The following is a 16,707-nucleotide window of genomic DNA, read 5'->3' on the forward strand; positions in this document are numbered from 1 at the left end:
CCCGACCAGCCCGAACCTCAGCTCCCGCGTTCCAGCGGCAACCCCGCGTCCCGCCAGGCGATCACCCCACCGTCGAGGCTGTATGCCCGATGCCCGGTGCGCTGGATGGTGGCGGCGAAGTGGCGGGACAGGTCGCCCGTGGGACAGATGAACACCACCGGCCGGGACACGGAGAACGGGGTGGCGTGGGTGAGCAGGTCGGCCAGGTGATCGTCGGGGATATTCAGCGATCCGGGAACGTGGCCGATCCGGTAGGCCATCGCGCCCCTGGTGTCCACCAGCACCGGGTGCTCGGTGCTATTCAGTTCGGCGAGTTCGGCGGGCGTGAGAACCGGCACGGCGGCCAGCTCCTGGGGTGTCGGGGTGTAGCGCCGGTTCGTACCGCCGAACAGGTCGGGCCTGCGTTTCTTGATATAGGACAGATACGGTTCGATCCGATCGCAGACGACGATCACCGCCACGATCGGCTCGGCGCCGGAACGATCCAAGGCGGCGAGGCTGTCCACGGCCGCCGCGTACGCCGCCCCGCTCGTCGGGCCCGCGAGCACTCCGTATCCGTGGGCCAGGGTCAGCGTCGCCTCGATCGCGCGGGCGGAATCCACGGTGACGATGCGGTCGTAGAAATCGGGCTGGAACAGCCCCACATCCCACATCTCGTGTTCGGAACGGATCCCTGGGATGAAGTCCGACCGCTCCGACACCACGGCGATGGTGCGCAGCTCCGGATGATGTTTGCGCAGGTAGGTGGCGGTGCCGCGGGTCGATCCGGTGGTGCCGAGGCCGCCGACGAGGTAGTCGACGCGGTCGATGCCCGCGGTGGCGAGGTCCTCGTGGATCTCGCGGCCGGTGCCGTCGTGGTGGGCCTGCACGTTCTTGTCGTTGGTGTACTGGGACGGATGATGGAACGCGCCCGGCCGCTCCGCCATCGTCGCTTCGATCACCGAATACACGTCGTTGGGCGTGGTCGGATCGGGACATTCGGACAGGCCGGGCAGTTCCACGATCTCGGTGCCGAGCAGGCGAAGCAGATCCCGCACCTCCTCGACCTTGATCCGGTTCGTCACCGCCCGCAACCCGACACCGTGCACCGCGCCCAGTAGCCGCAAGGCCTTGGCGGTATTGCCGCTCGAGGCCTCGATGAGCGTGCGCCCCTCCTCGGCGAGGCCGGGGAGCTCGTCCCGGATCATCGCCCACGCCACCCGGTCTTTGACCGAACCGAACGGGTTGTGGGACTCCAGCTTCGCGTACAGCTGCACACCGTCGAGCCCGTGCACTGCCGGGTCCAGGCGCAGCAGGGGAGTGTTGCCGATGAGTTCGGCGATGTGGTCGTAGGGCATCACCGCACCTCCGAGAGTCCAGCCGCGGATTCGGCGCGGAACGCCGCATCGGCGCACACCTGGAACCCGCTGCCGTCGCGGGTGACCGCGACCTTCGCGGCGGGCGGGCGCATCGACGCCGTCGCCGCCGACAGATCCATGTGGTAGGCGGCGGTATTCGGGAACACCACCCGATCTCCCGGGCGCGGCAGCCAGGGGAGGGAGACGAGGCGGTTGGTGATCAGATCTCGCTCCAAACACAGCCGCCCCGCGAAAAACACCTGTACCGCGACCGGATCCCGCACCTCGCGCGCGTCACCGGGCAGCACCAGCGGATCGACCATGACCTCCTGATCGGCCGGGGTCACCGCGTCCCGGCTGATGTCGAGATCCACCAGCACCGAGCCGTCCGCGGCTTCCTTCACCACCTCGACCGCCGCCACCGTGATCCCGGCGTGGTCGACGAGCGCTTTCCCCGGTTCCAGCCACAGCTCGAGCAGATTGTCGGCCGCCACCTGCGCGACCGTCCGCCCACCGTGCCGCTCCAGGGGCGCATCCAGCAACTCCGCCAGCATGTGGTCGGCGGCAATGGTATTGGCGTACTTGTGGAACACCGGCACCCCGCGCACCGCGCCGCCGTCGACCTGATAGCCGAAGGTGGTGTTGCCCCAGCTCATCGGCGCGCCCAGACCGGCGAGCGAGTCGCGCAGCGCGCGCACGTACCGGTCGAAATCCGTGGCGTCAGCGGTGAATACCTGGCGCAGTCCGCCACCGATATCGAGCACCGAGGGTGTCAGTCCGTGCTCGTAGGCGCGTTCGATCAGCGTCAGGCAGTCATCGAAGGCACGCACCCGTTCGCCGACATCGCCGGAATCGAGATGGAACGCGAAGCCGCGCAGGTCGATTCGGTCGCGATGCGCGGCCAGCGTCCGTAGCGCCCGATCCATACGCGCCAATGGAATGCCGAAGCGGCTCACCCGCGCCGGATCGAACCCGGACACCCGCACCAGCACCGGAACCGGCGGGCCGCCCACCGCGAGTTCGGTGATCATCTCCAGCTCCCACTGGTTGTCCACATTCACCGTGACACCCGCCTCGATCAGCTGCCGGAGAAATCCGGCGCCCTTGGGACCGGTGGCCTCGATTCGCCCCGGCGCGAACCCGCCGCGTCGCGCACTGGCCAGTTCTCCGGCCGAGGCCACGTCGATGCCGATGCCCGCGTCGGCGGCGGCCCGGACGAAGGCGTGGGCCTGGTTCACCTTGTGCGCGTAGCAGATACGGTAGGGGAGCTGCCGGTCGTTCAGCACACCCTGGAGCCGGCCGAGGTTCTGCTCGAAAACCTGAGGAAACACGACGTTCAGCGGGGAGCCGTACCGCGCCAGCGCCGCCTCCAGGCTCGCGCGTTCGGCGAGGAACTCCCGCACCATCGGATCGATCAGGCCGGGCAGGGCGGGTGCGGTCATCGACCGGAATCCGCAGCCGCGGCCGGTTCACCCGCACCGGCCTCGGTCTGCGCGGGCACCACCGACGGGTTGTATCCGCCGTCGCGCAACGCCTCGAACGCGCGCACCCGATTACGGGGACTGCGGAACTCGGCCACCACCCGCTTGCTGACCAGATCGATCTCAGACACCCGGATATCCATCGATTCCAGCACGCCCCCGATGGTGCGCACGCAGTGTTTGCAGGTCATATCCGGGACATAGAAGACCTGATCGTCGGCCGCGATCGGTCCGTCACCGTCGAGCCGGTCCAGCTCGTGCGGCACCGCCCCGATGGTGAGGTCGGCGTGGATCCGGACGAAAGCGGCCACGACCTGCTCGGCCACCACCGGCAGGATGCTGTAGTGCTCGTCGCCGATCCTGTGCGGCATGGCGGCCAGACACGCAGGCCGCGCACCCGAGGGCAGCAGCGCGTACTGACGGGAGATGAGATCGAGGTCGTCGTGGTACTTCTCGATCGCCTCGGTCACGGTGAGACCTTCCTGCCCGGTGGCGCGCCGCATCACCGTGTGCGCGTCGGCGATGGTGGCGTCCTTCATCGCGCGCAGCACGGCGACGGTGTCGGCCGAATACCGCACCGTCGCATCCGGCTGGGCGCGCAACATCACCGGGATCATGCCGCGCCGGTAGGTGGAAGCTTGCAGCTCCCAGTACCAGCGGGTCGCGACGGCGGCGAAAATGCCGGATCCGAGCAGGCCGTGTGCGAACTCGGCGCCGTCACGGTACGGGGTCTGCCGGGCGAGCAGCGCGTGCTGGGCCAGCGCCCGCCCGGTGGCCTCGATGCCGACCCGGAAGATCTCGATCGGTTCGTGGTCGGTCGTGGTCCCGTCGAGCAGCGCCCGCGCCGCGGCATCCAACCTCGAGATGCGTTCGGCCAGCGCATGGTTGGCCGCCAGCCGATCCCACAGCTCCAGCACGGCCTCGCGGGCGGCGATCGGCATGATCGGGCCGAGACCGTCGTCGCGGTAGTGGCCGGTATTGGGGATGCCGTGGCTGTCGGTCCAGGTGATCCGATGGGTGGCCGTCGTGACCTGATCCGGGCGGCACGGCCGCATGAACCGCTCCAGATACATCCGCTGCGAGACCGTCAGGCGATGGCCCGGCTCGGGTGTCAGCGGTGTGCTTGTGTACTCGATGTGCCGCGGCCGTGCCGGGGCAGCAGGGGCGAACAGGCCCGGCTGGGCGAGTTCGGCGAGGACCCGGGAGGCGCCCCTGCGGTCGTAGCGGGGCGGGGGGACGGCACCGGTCTCCGTCGGTGCTTCCGTCATAGGACCTCCTCGGCGATCTGGCGGACGCAGTCGGTGAAACGATCGATCTCGGTGCCGGTGTTGTAGATCTGGGTGCTGACCCGCACCGATTCCGCCTCGGCCGCCCCGTCGGACGGGTCGGCGGGCACGCAGTGGGCGCCGGTGCGGACCATGAAACCGGATTCGGCCAGCACGAAACCGAGGTCGCGTGCGGAGATCCCTTCGAGGGTGAACGAGGCGATCCCGTAGCCCTTCGCGCAGGGCGCGTGCGCGGGGCCGGGCAGCAAGCGCACGCCGGGCACCGTGCGCAGGCCGTCGACGAGCCGCAGGGTGAGATCGCGATTATGCTCGGCGATCGCCGTCATCCCGAACGACTCGAGGACCTCGAGCGCGGCGCCCAGTGCGAGCAGGGCCGCGATGTCGGGAGTTCCGCCCTCGAGCAGGCCGGGCATCCCCGCCGACGCCGAGCCTCCGGGCCCGGAGCCACCGCCCGGCAGGAATGGGATCAACTGGTCGTGGACCCGGCGGTGGCAGTACAGGACTCCGGCTCCGGGCGCGCCGAACATCTTGTGGGCGGCGAACACCGCGAAGTCGGCGCCGAACTCGGCGACGTCCACCGGGAGATGCCCGCCGCTCTGGCTGCAGTCGAAACACAGCAGCACCCGCTCCGGAATCCGGTCGCGCAATTCCTCGAGCGTGGTCACCGCGCCGTAGACGTGATGCAGGTGGCTGGTGGTGATCAACCGCGTCCGCGGACCGATCTTGGCCGCGATATCGGCGACGTCGGCCTCACCGAGTGCGGTCATCCGGTACGGCACCAGCTCGATCCGCCTGCCGAACCGGGCCATGATCGCGCGCAGATGCTTCCAGGGCAGCACGTTGGCGGCGTGATCGCGCGGATTGAACAGGATCTGATCGCCGTCGTCGAGCGCTGCCAGGCCCCACGACAGCGCAACGGCATTGAGTGCGGCGGTGGCGCCGGCGGTGAACACCACCTCGTCGGTGTGCGCAGCCCCGATGAAACCGGCCATCCGCTCGCGCACCTGCGCGATCCGTCCGGTGAGCACCGTGGACCAGCGATAGCTTCCGCGCCCGGCGTTGGCGGTGTGCGCGCGGTGATAGCCGGTGACCGCGTCGATCACCGGCCACGGCTTCTGGGTGGTGGCCGCGCTGTCGAGATACACCTCGCCGGTGTCGTCCAGCGACGGGAACAGAGCGCGCGCGGTGTCGATCGTCCGGCGGGCCGGTGCGGGCCGAGGGTCGCGGTCCTGGTCCGGAGCCGGGTTCGACGTTCGCGTAGGTGACCCCACCGTGCCGCTCCCTCCGCCGGACGCGCTGAATATCGCTCAACGATACGCACAAACCGGAAAAGCTTCGAACTTTTCTCGCACCCAACGGCTTTCACCACCGCCGATGGCAGCGCAGTCCGTGCGGACGGCCGCGAGCACCGAAAAGTGTCGGCGGGTCGGCGTAGTGTGGGCGACCATGCCGCTGACTTCCGTGGAACGCGAAGAGTTTCTCGCCCAGCCGCACCTGGCCTCGCTCGCCGTCGCCGGCCTCGACGGCCGTGGACCGCTGACGGTGCCCATCTGGTACCAGTACCGTCCCGGTGGTGATCTGTGGGTCATCACCGGCGCGGAGTCGCAGAAGCTGAAACACATTCGGGCCGCGGGCCGCTTCAGCCTGGTCGCGCAGCGGCTGGAACCGACCGTGCGCTATGTCAGCGTGGAAGGCCCCGTCACCCGGATCGAACCGATGACCGAGCAGCACAGCCGTGAGATGGCCGCGCGGTTCCTGCCCGCCGAGAATGTGGAGGGCTATCTGCGCGTGTCGAGCCAGTTCGGGGAGCAGGTGGTGGTGTTCATGCGCCCCGAACACTGGCTGTCGGCGGATATGGGCGACACCTCACAGCTGTAGCGCTCAGTAGGTGCCCTGCACGTAGCCGACCAGTTGTTCGCGTTCGGTCGCCAGCTCCGAGATCGCGCTCTTGACCACGTCGCCGATGCTGACGATGCCGATGAGCCGCCCGTCGCGCACCACCGGCAGATGCCGGATGCGATGGTCGGTCATGGTGCGCCGCAGCCCGTCCACCAGATCGTCGGGGTCGCAGGTGCGCACGTCGGTGGTCATGATCTGCGAGACCGGGGCGTCGAGCAGTTCGGCACCGTGCTGATGCAGACTGCGCACCACATCGCGTTCGGAGACGATGCCGGTGATGCCGACACCATCGGAGGAGACGACCACCGCGCCGATATTGTGCGCGGCGAGCGTCGCGAGCAGGGCACGAACCGTCGAGTCGGGCCGGACGGTCGCTACCTCACTGCCTTTTCTGCGCAGTATTTCCGCGATTCGCATGCTTCACCATCCAGAGGGTGACACTCCGCCTCTCAGGATCCCTCCTCGACGACCGTGTGACCAGCACGAATCGGCATCACCTAGGGCCGGGCCGCCGGACCGCGGTCCAGCTCGCGTGCCAGCAGCGCGATCGAGGCCTGCGAGATGCCCGCGGAGGTGGCCAGGTCGATGGTGGTGAGCTGGGCGATGCGGCGCAGCCGGTAGTCGACGGTATTCGGGTGCACATACAGCTGCCTGGCGGTGAGCTGGCGGTTCATATCGTTGCGCAGGTAGGCCCGCATGGTGGCGAACAGTTCGGGGTGATCGTCGAGCGGTGCCAGGATGGTCGCGATCCGCCTGGTGGCAGGCCCGCCACGGGTGAGCTGGTATTCGACCGCGAGATCGGTCATCTGATACAGCCCGGGCGCGCGTTCGCCGGCCCGCACCAGCCCGAGCAGCTCATGGGCCTGATCGGCGGCCTCGGGCACCTCGGCGGTGTCGCTGATGACCATCGCGGCGGTGACCGGTACTTCGGCGGCGGCCGACAGGCGCACCAGTACGTCGTCGGTCAGCTCGGTGTCGCCGTCGAGGGGGATGAGCAGGGTGCCGCCCTGCGGGCTCAGCAGCGCCAGCGCGGTGGATTCGAACACCACCGCCAGCTCCGACTGCACGCGGCGCAGTTTGCGGCGGGCCGCCACCCGGGTGTCGACGCGCAGGTTGCGTTCGTCCGGATGCGGCGGAATGTAGAGCGCCACCACCTGATAGCGCTCGGCGACCGGTATCCCCGACTGCAGCGCCAGCGCCGCGTGGGAGCGTCCGCTGAGCAGGGCCGAGGCAAGGGTCTGGCTCGCGGTCTGATGTTCGCGGGCGACCAGCTGCTGTTCGTGGACGTAGGCGTCGGCGACCGCGGCGGAGATGGCTTCGAGCAGTTCGAGGATCAGATCGCTGGCGGCGAGGACCTCCTCGACCTCGGTGGCCGCGGCGCGGGCGGTGACCAGTCCGAAGGCGATGCGCACGCCCTCGTGATACGCGCGCAGGATGGTGCCGAGCGGTACTCCTTCCCTGGCCCACTGCGCGGCGGCGGAGCGGATCTCGGTGAAGGCCGCGTCCTCGGGAAGGGTGCGCCGGTCGAACATTTCGGCGGCGAGGGCCAGACAGTAGCGGGTCACCTCGGTGACATCGCCGCGCATCTGTTCCCCGGGCAGCGCGCGGCACGGCGCGACGCAGGTGGCGAAGTAGTCGACCATCCGCGCCGCGACACGATCGGTGTTCTGTAGTGGCACCGAGGCCGGCTGTCCGCCGATTTCGAGGACCGTGCCGTTGTCGCCGACCGAGAGGTCGAGCGCGGAAAAGCTCATGTAGTTGCTCCGTTGCCACCTCGGATGCCAACCGACAACATCCGGTTCGTTCGCCTCACTATACGAGCGGGCGGGCAACGTGAAAGGGGTTCGTCTCAGATCGGCCGAACGGCTAGCGCGGCCGTAGATTTCGCCGGTGAGTAGCCGATCACTCGTCGTCGAGGCCGGCCGACAGATAGGCGGCGGCGGCGAGCCACTGCCTGCAGCGCGGCCCGTGTACCTCGTGGACACGCAGGATTTCGCGGGCCTGCCGATAGGTGAGGCCTGGTGGTTCGGAACCGCAGTCGGCGGTGGCTGCTTCCGGTGCCGGGTAGTGGCGCAGGGCATCGGGAAGGTGCCGCAGGGTCTCGACGCCGGAGGATCCGGAGATCGCGACTCGGCGGGGAGTTCGGAATGGCTGGCTCATTTCGACCGCCCCTCGCATCAGAACGTGGGGGGAGGTGTGAATGGCGACGCCGGCGTGAACTCCGGCGTACCTCCCCGACTCTCATGATCGAGTTTAAGTGTCTGTCGCTTGCAAATGCAAGTACATTTGTAGCTTACATTGAAGAGAACACTTCGCCGCCGGCGAGCCGGGCGGCCGGTGATCGATGCTGTGTCACAGGCGGATTCCCGATCGCCTGCACCGCGCGAGACCAAGTCATACACGGGGAATAGCCCGCCGTCGTCGATCTGCGCGCACGTCGTCGTTTCGTGACCGAGATGAGGCCGCGCGGCGATCAGTCCGCCCTGTTTGCCCTGGTCGGCGCGCTGGGGCGGTGAGGCTCTAGCACATCCGGCGCCCGTTGCCCGATGTGAGCACCCGCAGCGCCCCGTCCTGGACGTCTGATCAAGTTGGCTACTGCCAACTGGTGGCCGCTCGGGTGCTGTGGCACGGCAGCCGGCGGTGAGGATTTTCCCGACCGGCATCACCCGAATCCCCGACGGGTCGCTATTTCATTGCGGCAGTGTGCAATTCGATCCCGTAGACGTGCCAACGCGAGACACTGACCGGATGCGGCCTCGTCGGCGCCGCAACCGGTGGTCGGGCCGATTGCGCCGAGGTCGCGGAAGGGTGCGAAATCTGCGGGCGCGCGTGGGCGCGTGTCGTGCTATCGTCCAGATGGGTGTGCAAATGCAAGAACATTTGCGTGTGCATCTGCAAACACTGCGTCTAGGTAAACGTCGTAACCGAGGAGTGGGTCCAATGGCGGAGTCAGTCACCAACCGCGTCGCCGGAGCATGGCGCAAGAGCACGTTCAGCAATCCGAGCGGGAACTGCGTGGAAATGGCGGAGGCGACCAACAACCTGGTGGCCGTGCGCAATTCGCGCGAGCCAGACAGCGGCATCCTGTTCTACACCCGGCCCGAGATCGATGCCTTCATCCGCGGCGCGAAGGCCGGAGAGTTCGACGATCTCGCTAGCTGAGAGGTAGCATGGGCCGTCGGTGCGGTGTGTTCACGGTCTCAGTTGTGACACACTGTGGGTAAATCCCGAGTATCGGAGACGACTCCATGATCGCAGAGCCCGATGACGATGGTCGTGTGCAATCCGTTGTCGCGGAACGTGGTCCGACAGTGCTACGGATCGCCCTCGGTGGCCAGCTACGCAAGCTACGGGAGGGCAAGGGCATCACTCGCGAGGCCGCGGGTGACGCCATCCGCGGCTCACACGCCAAGATCAGCCGGCTCGAACTCGGGCGCACCGGCTTCAAGGAACGGGATATCCGGGATCTGCTGACCCTCTACGGCGTCCATGATCCCGAGGAGCGCGAGTCCTTCCTGGAACTCGCGCGCAAAGCGAACGAACCAGGATGGTGGCACCGCTACAGCGACCTGCTGCCGTCCTGGTTCGGCACGTATCTGGGGCTCGAACAGGCCGCCACGAAAATCCGCACGTATGAGGCGCATCTGGTGCCCGGCCTGCTGCAAACCCCGGAATACACGCGTGCGGTGGTCACCCTCGGCTACGAGGACGCCGACACCGATCGCCGCGTCCAGGTACGTCAGCGCAGGCAGGAAATCCTGCACCGCGCCGATCCGCCCTTCGTGTGGGCGGTGATCGACGAGGCCGCGCTGCACCGTCCGGTCGGCGGCGCCGAGGTGCACCGCGCGCAGATGCACCATCTCATCGAGCTGGCGCAGCTACCCAATGTCACCATTCAGGTGGTCCCGTACTCGGCGGGTGAGCACGCCGCGGCGGGCAGTTCGTTCAGCATCCTGCGTTTCGCCGAACCGGAGTTGCCCGACATCGTCTACCTCGAGCATCTGACCAGCGCTCTGTACCTGGACCGGCGCGAGGACTTGGCGCTGTACCTGTCGGTGATGGACCGGCTCAGCGTGCAGGCCGCCCGCCCGGAACGCTCGATCGAGATCATCAGCGATTACGCGAAGGGCCTGTGAGGCCGGCCCTGGAAACACTTCGGCCGTGAATGCTTGTCAGGCAAGCGGTCACGGCCGTCATGATTCTCCGGCCGCGATGACACCGGCCGCGAACGGACAGGTGGCATCGCGGGTCGAGCCGCGGGGTGCGGCTACTCCTTTATGAAGCTGGAGGCGACGCGCCAGAAGGTCGCGCGCTGCAACGAGGTGAAATCCCAATCATCGGCCAGCGCGTGCACATGGGTGACGATCTGGTCGATATCGAAATCGTAACGAGTTGCCGCACCGGTGGATTCGATCGCGTCGATGACGAATTCGACGGCGCTTTCCCTGGTGGGAGCCTGGATTCGCTGGCCGCCGCGGGCCGAGATCGTACTCATATCAATACCGTTCGCCGACCGGGCAGCCGGTGCGGGATCGGCAATCGCGAACCGGCCGCTGGGTAATGGTTGTTGCATGAACGCCCCTCACGTCAGGCGGCAGCGAACCGATGGTGATCTCAACCGCCGGCGCGCTCACGCGGCCTTCTTGGTTGTCCCCTGTAAAGCGTTGTAGGGCAGAGTCTAAGTTCATGTGCCTTTCAGATGCAAGCACATCTGCACGATCTAATGTGCGCGCGCTCTTCGGTTTTGGCGGGCAAATCCTCAGCGTCGCAAGGCAGCGATCGCGTCCGCGACCGGCGTAGGGCCGCCGACCAGCTCCAGGGTCATGCCCGCGGTCTGGCCGGCGGGCAGCAGGGCCGCGAGCACCGCGGCGACGTCGGCCCTGGCAATATCGCCGCGCTCGATGCGCGGTGGGGCGAGGGTGACGCGGCCGGTGGCGGCGGTGTCGGTCAGCACGCCCGGGCGCAGGATGGTCCAGTCGAGATCGCGGGCGCGCAGATCGTCTTCGGCCTGGGTCTTGGCGTCGATATAGGCGGCCCAGACCTCGTCCCGGCCGGGGGCGGGCGGCAGTCCGGCGCCCATGGTGGAGATCTGCAGGAACCGGCGCACGCCCGCCGCTTCGGCGGCATCGGCCAGCAGGACCGAACCGTCGCGGTCCACGCTGTACTTGCGTGCGGCGGTGCTGCCCGGTCCGGCGCCCGCGGCGAAAACCACGGCGTCGGAGCCCTGAACGGTCGCGGTGAGATCGGCGATGGCCGCGCGTTCGAGATCGATGACGACCGGTTCGGCGCCGACGGCGTAGACCTCGGGGGCGTGGCCGGGATTGCGGATCAGCGCGGCGACGCTGTGCCCGCGCCCGGTGAGCAATTCGGCCAGCAGGAGTGCGATCTTGCCGTGTCCGCCTGCCATGACGATGCGCATGGTCGTGTCCTTTCGCTCACCGTTCCGGTCCACCGGGGTTGCAGCGCGCCTCGACGGTGGCCAGATAGCCGACGTCGGGCCGCCAGGGTTCCAGATTCCAGCTGGGCTTGTCGGGCGCGACGATGCGCGCCCAGTCCCAGTGGCAGATGAACTGATCGCGCATGCCGGGGCTGCCCGCGTCCGGCGACTGGGCCAGCACCTCCTGCCAGGCGCGTTCCTCCGAGCCGGGGAAGGTGGTCTTGCGCCCGGCCTGCGTGGGATGGACCAGCAAGCGGGGGCCATCGATGTTCGCGGTCCAGACGACGTGGTCGATCAGCGGCTGACCGGCGTACGGGTCGACGGTCGGCGCGGAGGCCAGCGGAGTTTCGGCGGGCGCACCGAGTGGGGCGGGCACGGCTGTGGTGGTCGTGGTGACGGGCACGGTCGTCGCCGGGACGGCCTTCGTCGATGTCGGCCGGGCAGCGGGGGAGTCGTCGGATCCGCATCCGGCCAGGGCCAGCGCGGCCGGGATGAGCAGAGCGCAGACCGCCCCTGCGGTTGGTCGCCCCATCTGCCGATCCTCCCGATCTCGTCACCGGCACCGTCTGCCCGGTCCGATCGAGCTTAGTGGTTGCGGTGGCCGATGGCCCGATCGCGCCGCCGCGGGCGCGCACCCACCGATTGTGGTGTCTTGCCCGGCGTGGCCGGCGGCGGCGATAGTCGGTCGGTGAAGCGGACTCGGATCTCGACGGCGGCAGCGGGCGCCGTGATCGCGGTGGCCGTTGTCCTGGCGAATCCGGTGGCCGCCTCGGCCGTGGAGGCGCCGGGGACGGTCACCGGCACGGTGGCGTTGTCGGGACGGTTGTCGGTGCCGGCGGCGGCGTCGGCGCAACGATTGACCTACTGGTCGCGCGGCCCGCGCGCGCCGATGCAGAGCACGGCGGCGGTGTATCTGCCACCGGGTCCGGCGCCGGCGGGTGGCTGGCCGATCGTGGCCTATGCACATGGTTCGGTCGGCATCGCCGATCATTGCGCGTTCACCGAGAATCCCCGCGACTACTACCTGGACACCCTCTATCCGCAGCTGCTCGAGGCCGGGTACGCGGTGGTGATCTCCGATTACGTCGGGCTGGGAACACCCGGAACCCATCCGTATCTGGACGGGCCGTCGCAGGCACGCAGTGTGATCGACGGTGTGCGGGCCGCGCGTTCGGCCGTTCCCGACCTGAGCTCGCGCTGGGCGGTGCTCGGCCAGTCGCAGGGCGGGCAAACCGCACTGTTCACCGCGCATATCGCCGCCGCCGACGCCCCCGAACTCGATTTCCGTGGCGCCGCGGCGACCGGTGCGCCGTCGAATCTGGAACTGGCGGTGCCGCTGGCCGGGCCGTGGATTCCCCGGTTGCCGTTGCGGCGCACCACGACATATTTCGGTCTGCTGCTCGCCGGCCTGCGGGTTACCACGCCCGAACTCGACATCGACAGTTACCTGACCCCGGTCGGACAGGATGTGTTGCGGATCGTGGAGTCCGAATGTGTCCCCGAAGCCGCCGCGCGGGTCGATGAGATCGCCATCGGTGCGATGCTGAACCGTCCCCTCGACGATCCGGCGCTGTGGGCGGCCGCCGAGACGATGATGCGGATCCCGACCTCCGGCTACACGACGCCGTTGTTCGTTGCTCAGGGGCTTGCCGATCGGGAGGTGCCCGCGCCGTTGAGCGCGAAACTCATCGCCGAGCTGCACGCCTCGGGAACCGACATGCAGGTGGGGGTGTATCCGGGTGATCACCTCGAGGCCGCCGATCAGGCGCTACCGGATGTGCTGGCATTCCTGGATCGCCTCTTCGGCCGTGGGTGAGCCGGCCGGGCGCGGTCAGTGCCACAGCGAATTACACGGCAGGCGGCGCAGCCCGGGCCGGATCATGCCGTCGACGGTGACGGTGAGACCGGCATGGACCGCGGCGGAGGTGAATTCCCATGCCTCTGTTGTGGTGGCCGCGTATTCGAGGATCAGCGCGTCCTCGGGCGTCGGTCCGTCGAAGTGGACGGTGACGCGCCGGGTCGGCATCTCCGTGGGGTGGGTGCGGTAGGCGAATGCGTGTGCTGTGCCGTCCATGTCACCGTCTCCTTCCACGGCGCCGGGATCGGCACCGTTAGGTGTGACGGTAAGTCCTCACCATTGTCGAGAACATGTTCCAGCGAGCGTGCTGGACAATTCACAGCGGCACCCGTGGCAGTGTCGGAGATTCTCACCAGTGCGCACGCCCGTCGCTCACAGGCCGGTCGGTTCACACTTGTGAATTGTCAAAAAGTCGTCCCGGTGGCGGCCCGGACAGCGCCGCCACGACAGAGCATGTTCACAAACAGATCGCGAATATCGGGAGGCTCGACGTCGATGTGGCAGGCCAAACCTTCGACCGGAAAGGGACGGCCGCGTCGTCGGCTGCTGCGCGCGGCGGGCGCACTGGCCGCCGGAGTGATGCTGGTCCTCGGCACGGCCGCACAGGGGAGTACGGCGCCGCTGTATCCGGCCCCCGATCCCGACCCGTTCTACGCCGAACCGCCGGGGCTGGCCGATAAACAGCCCGGTGAGGTGCTCGCGGTGCGGCAGATGCCGCCGTTGCCGATGTTCCCGGACACCACGGTGACGGTGGTGCGGTTCCGCTCGACCAACTCGACCGGTAAGCCGATCGCGGCGACCACCACGGTGCTGACCCCGCGCTCGCACCAGAAGAACGGCCCGTTGCTGTCGTTGCAGCACATCATCAACGCGCTCGGAGCCAAATGCTCGGTCTCGCGGGTGCTCTACACCAACGATCCCGATCTCATGGTGCGCGAGGCCGTCGCGTGGAACGTGCTGTTGCAACGCGGCTGGAGCATCGCGCTGCCCGACCACCTCGGCCCGCAATTCGCCTATGGCGCAGCAAAACTGGGTGGTCAGGTGACGTTGGACGGCATCCGCGCGGTCAAACGGGTGGGTGAGCTCCAGGTCGAGAACAGTCCGGTGTCGATGGTCGGCTATTCCGGCGGCGGGATGGCCACCGCGTGGGCCGCGGCCTTGCAGCCGACCTACGCACCGGAGCTGAAGATCGCCGGCGCCGCGATGGGCGGGGTGCCGATGAATCTGGTGAAGATGCTCGAGGGGCTCGGCTTCGGCTCGCATCCGGTGTTCGGGCTGGCGCTGGCCGCCGGCATCGGGCTGGAACGGGAATACCCGGAGCGGTTCCCGATCAGCGATCAGCTCAATGCCAAGGGGCTGGCCGCGCGCAACGCGATGGCCAACAGCTGCACCAACGGGCTGCTGGCGACCGGCGCCGGACACGGAGTGCTGGACTTCGCCGCGACCACCTCGATGGTCGAGGACCCGCAGGCGCGGGCGGTCGTCGAGGAGAACAGCCTCGAGCTCTACGACGGCGCGCCGACGATGCCGGTCTTCGAATGGCATTCCCCGATCGACGGGCTGGTCCCGGTCGACGCCATCGTCAACACCAACCGCCGCTGGTGCGCGGCGGGCACCAAGGTGCAGGCCGAGACGGTGGCCGTGCCCGACCACCTGACGGCGGCCGTGCTCGGTCTTCCGGCGGCGCTGGTCTGGATCGATGCCAGATTCCGTGGCGAGCCCGCGCCCAGCAACTGCTGAGCCGCCGGTAGGCGAAATCCGCTGGGCGAGGCCGGATCCGCGACGATCGTCACGATCCGGCCTCGCCACGCGCACAACTCGAAAACGGTGCGGTCTCCGGGTGTGCGTGGCCGCGTAATCTGATCTTCCGGCCCCGGCACACCAGGGGGTTTTCGGGGGTCGACAACCGCATCACCCGGGCGCCGGCGTTCGAGGTCGCTGTAGAGGCGGGTGCCATGAAATCCTTCCGAGCCGTCGTCGTCGCGACCCTGGTCGCGGTGGTGGTGTCGACCGGCCCCGCCGCGGCGCAACCGCCGCTGCCCGGTCCACCGCCGCCCGTGCCCGCGCTGGGGATCCCGGTGCCGCCGCCACCGGTCATGCCCGATCCGGCGACGATATTGCCAGGCATCCAGCAGTGGATCGACCAGGTGATACCGCCGCCGCCGATTCCGCCCCTACCGGCCGGACCGGCCCCGTCGCCCGCGCCCACCATCACCTCACCTGCCTTGGCGGCGCTGCATCAGGCGGTGCTGCCGTCACCGGTGGGTGACCCGATGTTCGATCTGTGGCCTGCCGATCTGGCCGGGTTCGGCAATGGGCAGGTACTCGCGGTCCGCGATGTCACCGCGACCGCGGCACCGCTGCTGACCGTGCCGATCGCCCGGGCTCAGCTGGTGAAGTACCGCACCGAGGATGCGCATGGCCGCCCGTCGTTCGCGACCGCGACGCTGGCGGTTCCGGCCGCGGCGTGGACCGGCCAGGGCGCGCGCCCGGTGGTGGTGAACAATCTGCCCATCGACGCCCTCGGCCGCGATTGCACACCGGGATACACGCTCTCGCACGGATTGTCGGCGCACACCGCGCTGACCGATTTCATTCCACCGACCTCACAGCTGGCCCTGCTGCGCGGTTACGCGGTGCTGATCCCCGATCACGAAGGTCCGCGCATGGCCTACGCCGAACCGTATGTGGCCGGTCATGCCGTGCTCGACGGCATCCGGGCGGTGCGTGCGCTGGCCCCGCAGGAATTCGGCGCGAGCCGCTTCGGCATCACCGGCTACTCCGGTGGCGCCATCGCCACGCACGGGGCGGTCAAGCTGATCGAGGGTTACGCCCCGGAATTGGCACCCGTGATCGCCGGAGCCGCGCTCGGCGGTGTGCCCGCCGACTACGAGGTGCTGGCACGCAGCATGAACGCCAATCTGGCATCGGGAGTGTTCATGGCCGCCGTGCTCGCCATCGGCCGCGAACGTCCGGAGATCCTGGACCGGATGAACCATCTGGCCCAGTGGGTGGCCACCTCACCGATGAAGGACCAGTGCGTCTCGGTGTTCGCGCTACCCGGCATCCTGCACCTGCCAATCGATATCGCCGCCGACATGGCCGACCCGCTGCGCTCGCCGCTGGCCGCCGAGATCTACCGGGTGACCAGGATGCCGGGCCTGCGTTCGGCGACGCCGCTGTACATCTATCACGGCGAACACGAGTGGTGGCTGCCCGCCGAAGCAGCCGAGGCCTTGTTCGCCGAACAATGCGCGCTCGGTGCGACGGCGGTGTACCGCAGCGTCTTCGGTGAGCACATCATCGCCGCCGGGCTCGGCTATCCGGAGGCCATGCTGTGGCTCGACGAGCGATTGCGCGGGGTACCCGCGGTCAGCGAATGCTGAACCACGATTTGTGACCGCCGACG

At 68.5% G+C, this 16,707-nt stretch carries 17 protein-coding genes; 6 read left to right on the plus strand and 11 right to left on the minus strand.

Features of this window, described 5'->3' with window-relative positions; translation table 11 throughout:
- Nucleotides 1-17: 17 nt before the first annotated feature.
- From FEK34_RS14420 to FEK34_RS14435, 4 genes are read right to left on the minus strand one after another with little or no spacing between them, the layout of a single operon-like run.
- Complete coding sequence (locus FEK34_RS14420; protein ID WP_138448376.1) at nt 18-1,337, minus strand: pyridoxal-phosphate dependent enzyme; 1,320 nt, start codon at nt 1,335-1,337, stop codon at nt 18-20.
- Nucleotides 1,337-2,779, minus strand: a complete 1,443-nt coding sequence (locus FEK34_RS14425) for an alanine racemase (RefSeq protein WP_138448377.1) — start codon at nt 2,777-2,779, stop codon at nt 1,337-1,339. The genes FEK34_RS14420 and FEK34_RS14425 overlap by 1 nt, the downstream gene beginning before the upstream one ends.
- Nucleotides 2,776-4,086: a heavy-metal-associated domain-containing protein gene (locus FEK34_RS14430; RefSeq protein ID WP_138448378.1), complete on the minus strand. Its 1,311-nt coding sequence runs from the start codon at nt 4,084-4,086 to the stop codon at nt 2,776-2,778. The genes FEK34_RS14425 and FEK34_RS14430 overlap by 4 nt, the downstream gene beginning before the upstream one ends.
- Entirely contained in the window at nt 4,083-5,375 is a 1,293-nt protein-coding gene (locus FEK34_RS14435; protein WP_249359158.1) for an aminotransferase class V-fold PLP-dependent enzyme, read from the minus strand. The genes FEK34_RS14430 and FEK34_RS14435 overlap by 4 nt, the downstream gene beginning before the upstream one ends.
- Nucleotides 5,376-5,550: 175 nt before the next feature.
- Between FEK34_RS14435 and FEK34_RS14440 the strand changes: the two genes are divergently transcribed.
- A complete protein-coding gene (locus tag FEK34_RS14440; protein WP_138448379.1) occupies nt 5,551-5,982 on the plus strand; it encodes a pyridoxamine 5'-phosphate oxidase family protein in 432 nt (143 codons plus the stop codon).
- A 3-nt stretch (nt 5,983-5,985) separates the two neighbouring features.
- Here the strand turns inward: FEK34_RS14440 and FEK34_RS14445 are convergent, their stop codons facing one another.
- The 3 genes from FEK34_RS14445 to FEK34_RS14455 all read right to left on the minus strand — a co-directional run bounded on the left by FEK34_RS14445 (nt 5,986) and on the right by FEK34_RS14455 (nt 8,163).
- On the minus strand, nt 5,986-6,420 hold the full coding sequence (locus FEK34_RS14445; RefSeq protein WP_138448380.1) for a CBS domain-containing protein: 435 nt from the start codon (nt 6,418-6,420) through the stop codon (nt 5,986-5,988).
- A gap of 80 nt (nt 6,421-6,500) precedes the next feature.
- On the minus strand, nt 6,501-7,757 hold the full coding sequence (locus FEK34_RS14450; RefSeq protein ID WP_138448381.1) for a PucR family transcriptional regulator: 1,257 nt from the start codon (nt 7,755-7,757) through the stop codon (nt 6,501-6,503).
- Between the two features lie 148 nt (nt 7,758-7,905).
- Nucleotides 7,906-8,163, minus strand: a complete 258-nt coding sequence (locus tag FEK34_RS14455; protein WP_249357883.1) for a hypothetical protein — start codon at nt 8,161-8,163, stop codon at nt 7,906-7,908.
- Between the two features lie 780 nt (nt 8,164-8,943).
- Between FEK34_RS14455 and FEK34_RS14460 the strand changes: the two genes are divergently transcribed.
- Together FEK34_RS14460 and FEK34_RS14465 are read left to right on the plus strand one after the other, a co-directional pair.
- On the plus strand, nt 8,944-9,165 hold the full coding sequence (locus tag FEK34_RS14460; RefSeq protein WP_036536711.1) for a DUF397 domain-containing protein: 222 nt from the start codon (nt 8,944-8,946) through the stop codon (nt 9,163-9,165).
- Nucleotides 9,166-9,251: 86 nt separating this feature from the next.
- A complete protein-coding gene (locus FEK34_RS14465; RefSeq protein ID WP_138448383.1) occupies nt 9,252-10,139 on the plus strand; it encodes a helix-turn-helix domain-containing protein in 888 nt (295 codons plus the stop codon).
- A 131-nt stretch (nt 10,140-10,270) separates the two neighbouring features.
- Here FEK34_RS14465 and FEK34_RS14470 read toward each other — a convergent pair whose 3' ends face one another.
- The 3 genes from FEK34_RS14470 to FEK34_RS14480 all read right to left on the minus strand — a co-directional run bounded on the left by FEK34_RS14470 (nt 10,271) and on the right by FEK34_RS14480 (nt 11,972).
- Nucleotides 10,271-10,498, minus strand: coding sequence for a hypothetical protein (locus tag FEK34_RS14470; protein ID WP_138448384.1), 228 nt, complete (start codon nt 10,496-10,498; stop codon nt 10,271-10,273).
- 264 nt (nt 10,499-10,762) lie between these two features.
- A complete protein-coding gene (locus tag FEK34_RS14475; RefSeq protein WP_138448385.1) occupies nt 10,763-11,422 on the minus strand; it encodes an SDR family oxidoreductase in 660 nt (219 codons plus the stop codon).
- 16 nt (nt 11,423-11,438) lie between these two features.
- On the minus strand, nt 11,439-11,972 hold the full coding sequence (locus tag FEK34_RS14480) for a DUF2599 domain-containing protein (RefSeq protein ID WP_138448386.1): 534 nt from the start codon (nt 11,970-11,972) through the stop codon (nt 11,439-11,441).
- Between the two features lie 156 nt (nt 11,973-12,128).
- On the opposite strand from FEK34_RS14480, the gene FEK34_RS14485 reads away from it, so the two are divergent.
- Nucleotides 12,129-13,256 carry an alpha/beta hydrolase family protein gene (locus FEK34_RS14485; protein WP_249359161.1) on the plus strand — a complete coding sequence of 376 codons (1,128 nt, stop codon included), beginning with the start codon at nt 12,129-12,131 and terminating at the stop codon, nt 13,254-13,256.
- 15 nt (nt 13,257-13,271) lie between these two features.
- Here FEK34_RS14485 and FEK34_RS14490 read toward each other — a convergent pair whose 3' ends face one another.
- The gene (locus tag FEK34_RS14490) at nt 13,272-13,514 is read right to left on the minus strand and encodes a hypothetical protein (protein ID WP_138448387.1); all 243 of its coding nucleotides are present in this window, start codon (nt 13,512-13,514) and stop codon (nt 13,272-13,274) included.
- A 279-nt stretch (nt 13,515-13,793) separates the two neighbouring features.
- On the opposite strand from FEK34_RS14490, the gene FEK34_RS14495 reads away from it, so the two are divergent.
- Both FEK34_RS14495 and FEK34_RS14500 read left to right on the plus strand, forming a co-directional pair.
- Nucleotides 13,794-15,038, plus strand: coding sequence for a lipase family protein (locus tag FEK34_RS14495; protein WP_138448388.1), 1,245 nt, complete (start codon nt 13,794-13,796; stop codon nt 15,036-15,038).
- A 215-nt stretch (nt 15,039-15,253) separates the two neighbouring features.
- The gene (locus FEK34_RS14500) at nt 15,254-16,684 is read left to right on the plus strand and encodes a lipase family protein (RefSeq protein WP_138448389.1); all 1,431 of its coding nucleotides are present in this window, start codon (nt 15,254-15,256) and stop codon (nt 16,682-16,684) included.
- Nucleotides 16,685-16,707: the final 23 nt, after the last annotated feature.

It is taken from the genome of Nocardia cyriacigeorgica (assembly GCF_005863245.1).
GTDB classification, from domain to species: domain Bacteria; phylum Actinomycetota; class Actinomycetes; order Mycobacteriales; family Mycobacteriaceae; genus Nocardia; species Nocardia cyriacigeorgica_C.